Below are 6,228 nucleotides of genomic sequence, written 5' to 3'. Positions count from 1 at the left end.
TACGTCCACTACGCGGACGCCGCGGTCGGCCACCTGTTCTCCGTCGCCGCCGGGCTCGACTCGATGGTGGTCGGCGAGTCGCAGATCCTCGGCCAGGTCCGGGCCGCCTACAACGCCGCGCGCGAGGCGGGCACGGTCGGGCGCACGCTGCACGAGCTGATCCAGCGCGCGCTGCGGGTCGGCAAGCGCGTGCACACCGAGACCGACCTCGCCCGGGCCGGTGGCTCGGTCGTCTCCGAGGCGCTGGCCGACGCCGACGCGCGGCTCGGCGGGCTCGCCGGGCGGCGGGCGCTGTTGGTCGGCGCGGGCTCGATGGGCTCCCTCGCCGCCGCGGCCCTGCGCCGCGCGGACATCGGCGAGATCGTCATCGCCAACCGCACCGAGCAGACCGGCGCCCGGCTCGCGGACCTCCTCACCCACCAGGGCGTGCCGGCCCGCGCGGTCGGGCTGGGCGAGCTGGCCGGCCAGCTCGCCGCCGCGGACCTGGTCGTCTCCTGCACCGGCGCGTCGGGCACCGTGATCGACGCCGGCGCCGTCGGCCCGCGGACCCGCCCGCTCGTCGTCTGCGACCTCGGCCTGCCGCGCGACGTCGCGGCCGAGGTCGGCGAGCTCGATGGGGTCACGATCATCGACCTGGAGAGCCTGCAGCGCCGCCTCGAGTCCGCGCCGAGCGGGCTGGACACGCGGCGCGCCACCGGGATCGTCGCCGACGAGGTGCGCGCCTACCTCGCCACCCAGCGCTCCGCCGAGGTCACCCCGACCGTCACCGCGCTGCGCCGCCGGGCAGCCGAGGTCGTCGACGCCGAGCTGCTGCGGCTGGGCTCCCGGCTCCCCGACGCGGACGAGAAGGTGCGCGCGGAGGTCGCGCAGACCGTCCGCCGCGTCGTCGACAAGCTGCTGCACACGCCGACCGTGCGGGTCAAGGAGCTGGCCTCCGGCCCGGGCGGCGCCGAGTACGCCGAGGCGCTGCGCGAGCTGTTCCAGCTCGACCCGGCCCTGCCCACGGCGATCGCCGGGGTCGACTCGGAGGTCGACTCCGGGGTGGGGGACGAGCACCGGTGAGCCGCACGATCCGCATCGGGACCCGGGGCAGCGCGCTGGCGCTCGCGCAGACCGGCACCGTCGCCGACGCGCTGGAGAAGGCCGGCGCGAAGGTCGAGCTGGTCACGGTCGTGACCCCCGGCGACCGCTCTGCCGCGCCGATCGCCGAGATCGGCATCGGCGTGTTCACCTCGGCGCTGCGCGACGCGCTCGCCGACGGCACGGTCGACGTGGCCGTGCACTCCTACAAGGACCTGCCGACCAAGCCCGACCCAAGGCTGTCGCTGGCCGCGGTGCCCCCGCGCGCCGACCCCCGGGACGCGCTGGTGGCCAGGAACGGGCTGACGCTCGGCGAGCTGCCGCCCGGCTCCCGGGTCGGCACGGGCGCGCCGCGGCGCGTCGCGCAGCTGCGGGCGCTCGGCCTGGGGCTCGAGATCGTGCCGATCCGCGGCAACGTGGACACCCGCATCCGCAAGGTCGGCGACGGCGAGCTGGATGCCGTCGTGCTGGCCAGGGCCGGGCTCGCCCGGCTGGGCCGGCTGGGGGAGATCACCGAGGTGCTGGACCCGATCCAGGTACTGCCCGCGCCGGCGCAGGGTGCGCTCGCGGTGGAGTGCCGGGTCGACGACATGGACACCGAGCACCTCTTGCAGTCCATTGTGGACGACGAAGCCACCCGGTACGCGGTGGCCGCCGAGCGCGCCATGCTGGCCGCGCTCGAGGCCGGCTGCAACGCCCCGGTTGGCGCACTGGCCGACGTGGTCGAGGACCTCGACAGCGAGGACCGGGTGGTACACCGCCTGTCCCTGCGCGGGGTCGCGGCGGCGAACTGGTCCGCGGACGCGAACCTCGAGGGTTCGGCCGTCGACCTCCTGCGGGCGTCGGCCACCGGTGACCTGACCGAAGGTGAGCAGCTCGGGCGTGCGTTGGCCGCCGAGCTGCTCGAGCTCGGAGCCGGCGTGCTGTCCGGCCCCGAGCAGTGATCTGTAAGGAAGTGGCCGAAAGAGATGACCACCCGTACCCGTAAGAGTCCCGGGCGCATCGCGTTCGTGGGCTCCGGGCCCGGCGACGCCGGGCTCCTCACCGTCCGGGCCGGCGAGCTGCTCGCCCGGGCGGAGCTCGTGGTGACCGACCCGGACGTGCCGGCCGGTGTCCTCGAGCTGGCCGGCAGGGACCTCGAGGGTGACAAGGCGCCCGCCGAGGTCCGGCCGGCGGTCGGCGAGCCGGCCGAGGTCGCGAAGGACCTCGTGGCCGAGGCCAAGGCGGGCCGCACGGTGATCCGGCTCGTGGCCGGTGACCCGCTGACCAACTCCGCACTGGTCGCCGAGGCGCAGGCGGTCGCCCGCACCAGCGCCGTGTTCGACGTCGTGCCGGGCGTGCCCGCGGCCACCGCCGTCCCGGCCTACGCGGGCATCGCGCTCGGCGGCACGCACACCGTCGTCGACGTCCGTGGCGAGGTCGACTGGGCGGGCCTCGCGGCCACCCCGGGCCCGATCGTGCTGCTCGCGAGCTCGAGCCACCTGGCCGAGGCCGCGTCCGCGCTCGGCGAGCACGGCATCGCCCCGCAGACCCCGGTCGCGGTCACCGCCGACGGCACCGGCTCCGGGCAGCGCACGCTCGACACGACGCTCGCCTCGCTCGCCGCCGACGCCGGCGAGATCGCGGGCAACCTCGTGGTAACCGTCGGGCAGGCGGTGTCCGGCCGCACGAAGCTGTCCTGGTGGGAGTCCCGCGCGCTGTACGGCTGGCGCGTGCTCGTGCCGCGGACGAAGGACCAGGCCGGCGAGATGAGCGAGCGGCTGCGGCTGCACGGCGCCATCCCGTCCGAGGTGCCGACGATCTCCGTCGAGCCGCCGCGCAGCCCCGCGCAGATGGAGCGCTCGGTCAAGGGCCTCGTCGACGGCCGCTACCAGTGGCTGGTCTTCACCTCGACCAACGCCGTGCGCGCGGTGTGGGAGAAGTTCGCCGAGTTCGGTCTCGACGCCCGCGCGTTCTCCGGCGTGAAGATCGCCTGCGTCGGCGAGTCGACCGCGGACAAGGTGCGCGGCTTCGGCATCATCCCCGAGCTCGTGCCGTCGGGCGAGCAGTCCAGCGAGGGTCTGCTGGAGGAGTTCCCGCCCTACGACGACATCCTCGACCCGGTCGACCGCGTGCTGCTGCCGCGGGCCGACATCGCGACCGAGACGCTCGCCGCCGGCCTGCGCGACCGCGGCTGGGAGATCGACGACGTGACCGCGTACCGCACTGTGCGTGCCGCGCCGCCGCCCGCCGAGACCCGCGAGATGATCAAGACCGGCGGCTTCGACGCGGTGTGCTTCACCTCGTCGTCGACCGTGCGGAACCTGGTCGGCATCGCCGGCAAGCCGCACACCCGCACGCTCGTCGCCTGCATCGGCCCCAAGACGGCCGAGACCGCGCGGGAGTTCGGCCTGCGCGTGGACGTGCAGCCCGAGCAGCCGCAGGTCCCGATGTTGGTGGACGCGCTCGCCGAGCACGCCGCCCGGCTGCGGGCCGAGGGCGCGCTGCCGCCACCGCGCAAGACGAAGCGGGCCCGCCGCTAGAGGGAGATCGCCATGTTCCCAAGCCACCGGCCGCGCCGGCTGCGTACCACGGCCGCCATGCGCGGGCTGGTCGGCGAGACCACGGTCCGGCCGAACCAGCTCGTGCTGCCGATGTTCGTCAAGGAGGGCGCGACCGAGCCGGTCCCGATCGCGAACATGCCCGGCGTCGTCCAGCACACCCGCGACAGCCTGCGCAAGGCCGCCGTCCAGGCGGTGCAGGCCGGCGTCGGCGGGCTGATGCTGTTCGGCGTCCCGTCGAGCAGGGACGCGGTCGGCTCGGGCGGCGTCGATCCCGACGGCGTGCTCAACGTGGCGCTGCGCGACCTGCGCGCGGAGCTCGGCGACGAGACCGTGCTCATGTCGGACCTCTGCCTCGACGAGTTCACCGATCACGGCCACTGCGGCGTGCTCGCCGACGACGGCACGGTGGACAACGACGCGACGCTGCGGCTCTACGGCGACATGGCCCTCGCGCAGGCCGAAGCGGGTGCGCACCTGCTCGGCCCCAGCGGGATGATGGACGGCCAGGTCGGCGCGGTCCGCGAGGCGCTGGACCGGGCCGGCCACGTGAGCACCGGCATCCTCGCCTACTCCGTGAAGTACGCCTCGGCGTTCTACGGCCCGTTCCGCGACGCCGTGGAGTCGGCGCTGACCGGCGACCGCAAGACCTACCAGCAGGATCCGCGCAACGCCCGCGAGGCGCTGCGCGAGGTGCGCCTCGACCTCGACGAGGGTGCCGACCTGGTGATGGTCAAGCCGGCGATGATGTACCTCGACGTCATCCGCGCGGTGGCCGAGCTCAGCGACGTGCCCGTTGCGGCATACCAGATCTCCGGCGAGTACGCGATGATCGAGTCGGCCGCGGCGAACGGCTGGCTTGACCGGCGCGCGGCCGTGCTGGAGACGCTCACGTCGATCCGCCGCGCCGGAGCCGAGGTCATCCTCACGTACTGGGCCGTCGAGGCCGCCGGGTGGTTGCGCTAACGTGCCGCCCGTGAAGCCAGGCAGTCCGGACGACGAGAAGGGTGTCGGCGAGAAGACGAGCGCCGACGCCGACGAGCCGACGGTGACCGACCCCGAGCCCGGCCCGGCGCCGATCGAGAAGGCGCCGCCTGCTCGGGAGGAGCCCGTGATGCCGACCGCGGCCGAGGCCGCCGCGCGACGGCGCGACGTGGCGCGCCCGACGGTGGTGCGCACGGCGTTCTACCTCGCGTTCGGTTCGGCCGCGCTCGGCGTGGTCACCGGCATCTACCTGATCACGCAGAAGCAGGTGATGCTCGACTACGCGGTCTCGCCGGACAACCCGCTGCGCACCACGCCGGCGCGCGCGGAGAACATCGTCACCACGTACCTGTGGCTGTACATGATCCAGGCCGTGGCGCTCGGCGGCTTCCTCACGCTGTTCGCCTACAAGGCGCAGGAGGGCGTGCGGCGCGCCCGGATGATGATGCTGATCATCACGCTGATCATGCTGCTCTTCCACTTCTACGTCGGCTGGGCGTGGCCGGACCTGATCAGCGGGTTCTGCGCGCTGCTGGCAATCGCGCTGATGTACCTGCCGTCCACCCGCGAATTCTTCGGGCCGCGGCAGACCATCACGTGAGCGAGCCGTCCGACGAGCCGGTGCTCTTCGCCGAGCACGGCTCGTCGTGGTGGCCGCTGCTGTGGGGCCCGGCGTTCGCCGTGGTCGGCCTCGTCCTCGAGGTGACGACCGGCGCGGTGCACTGGCTGCAGTGGTTCGTCGTCGCGGTCGTGCTGTTCGGAGGCGCGGCCGTGTGGGTCTCGGCGCGCCGCAAGGTCTACCTGGTGCGGCTGACTCCGAAGACGCTGACCCAGGGCCGCGAGACGCTGCCGGTCGCCGACCTCGCCGTGGTCACCGACGTGGGCGCCCCGGCAGGCGTGCGGATCCTCGGTGGCGGGTGGACCGTGCCGCGCAGGACGGAGGCGGTCCCGGTGCGGCTGGCCGACGACAGCGTGGTGCTCGCCTGGGCCCGCGACGCCGAGGGCCTGCGGGACGCTCTGCGCCGCCTCGTCGAGCCCGGGGCGCGTCATGTTGAATGAAGACGTGTCGAATCCCGACGGCAGCTTCTCCCACGAGCCGATGCGGCCCGTCCCGGAGGGCACGGCCGACGAGATAACCCGGCCCAAGGCGGTCGACAACGCGTTCTGGGCGAGCATCGCCAGCACCACGATCGCGACCGTGGCCACGATCGTCACCGTGCTGTTCGACCAGGCCTGGCTCGACCGGTTCGCGCGCGCGATGCTGGCCGACACCGGCCGGCCCGAGACCGACGCCGAGGTGGCCAGCGCGATCTCGGTCGCCAGGGTGTCGCTCGGTCTCGGGATCGCGTTGTTCGCCGCCCTGTTCGTGCTGTTCGCCGTCAAGATGCGCGCGGGCCGGGGCTGGGCACGGATCGTGCTAAGCGCGTTCGCGGTCCTCGGCGCGATGAACTTCCTGTCCGCCGCGGTGAGCAGCGGCGCGGCGCTCGGCCTGATGTGGAGCCTCGCCGAGGTGGCCTTCTCGATCACCGCGGTGATCTACATGTTCCGCCCGGAGTCGACGGCCTTCTTCCTCGAGCACCGCAAGCGCCGGCTCGCCCGGCGGGGCGGGCGGCGCTACCCATGA

6 protein-coding genes and 1 pseudogene are annotated in these 6,228 nt (G+C 74.0%); all 7 read left to right on the top strand.

Annotated elements, in window-relative coordinates; all coding sequences use genetic code 11:
• A pseudogene (locus VH969_RS08140) lies at positions 1-1,094 on the top strand (glutamyl-tRNA reductase); the annotation flags it as partial.
• A complete protein-coding gene (gene hemC, locus VH969_RS08135) occupies positions 1,071-2,024 on the top strand; it encodes a hydroxymethylbilane synthase (protein ID WP_414638437.1) in 954 nt (317 codons plus the stop codon). The pseudogene VH969_RS08140 and the gene hemC, both read left to right, overlap by 24 nt.
• A gap of 24 nt (positions 2,025-2,048) precedes the next feature.
• The gene (locus VH969_RS08130) at positions 2,049-3,602 is read left to right on the top strand and encodes a bifunctional uroporphyrinogen-III C-methyltransferase/uroporphyrinogen-III synthase (protein WP_331972860.1); all 1,554 of its coding nucleotides are present in this window, start codon (positions 2,049-2,051) and stop codon (positions 3,600-3,602) included.
• Between the two features lie 12 nt (positions 3,603-3,614).
• Entirely contained in the window at positions 3,615-4,586 is a 972-nt protein-coding gene (gene hemB, locus VH969_RS08125; RefSeq protein ID WP_331972858.1) for a porphobilinogen synthase, read from the top strand.
• 10 nt (positions 4,587-4,596) lie between these two features.
• Complete coding sequence (locus VH969_RS08120) at positions 4,597-5,205, top strand: hypothetical protein (RefSeq protein ID WP_331972856.1); 609 nt, start codon at positions 4,597-4,599, stop codon at positions 5,203-5,205.
• Positions 5,202-5,663, top strand: coding sequence for a transport-regulating membrane protein Mce1N (gene mce1N / locus VH969_RS08115; RefSeq protein WP_331972854.1), 462 nt, complete (start codon positions 5,202-5,204; stop codon positions 5,661-5,663). Before VH969_RS08120 ends, mce1N begins: the two co-directional genes overlap by 4 nt.
• Before the next feature lie 4 nt (positions 5,664-5,667).
• A complete protein-coding gene (locus VH969_RS08110; protein WP_331972852.1) occupies positions 5,668-6,228 on the top strand; it encodes a hypothetical protein in 561 nt (186 codons plus the stop codon).

This window comes from Actinophytocola sp. (assembly GCF_036555685.1).
GTDB lineage: Bacteria > Actinomycetota > Actinomycetes > Mycobacteriales > Pseudonocardiaceae > Actinophytocola.
Note: the sequence above shows the minus strand (reverse complement) of the source record. Positions and strands in the feature narration are given on the sequence as shown.

Excerpts from the sequence above, each read along its gene's own strand:
- hemB (WP_331972858.1), top strand. The coding sequence starts at position 3,615 with ATGTTCCCAAGCCACCGGCCGCGCCGGCTGCGTACCACGGCCGCCATG.
- VH969_RS08130 (WP_331972860.1), top strand. The coding sequence starts at position 2,049 with ATGACCACCCGTACCCGTAAGAGTCCCGGGCGCATCGCGTTCGTGGGC.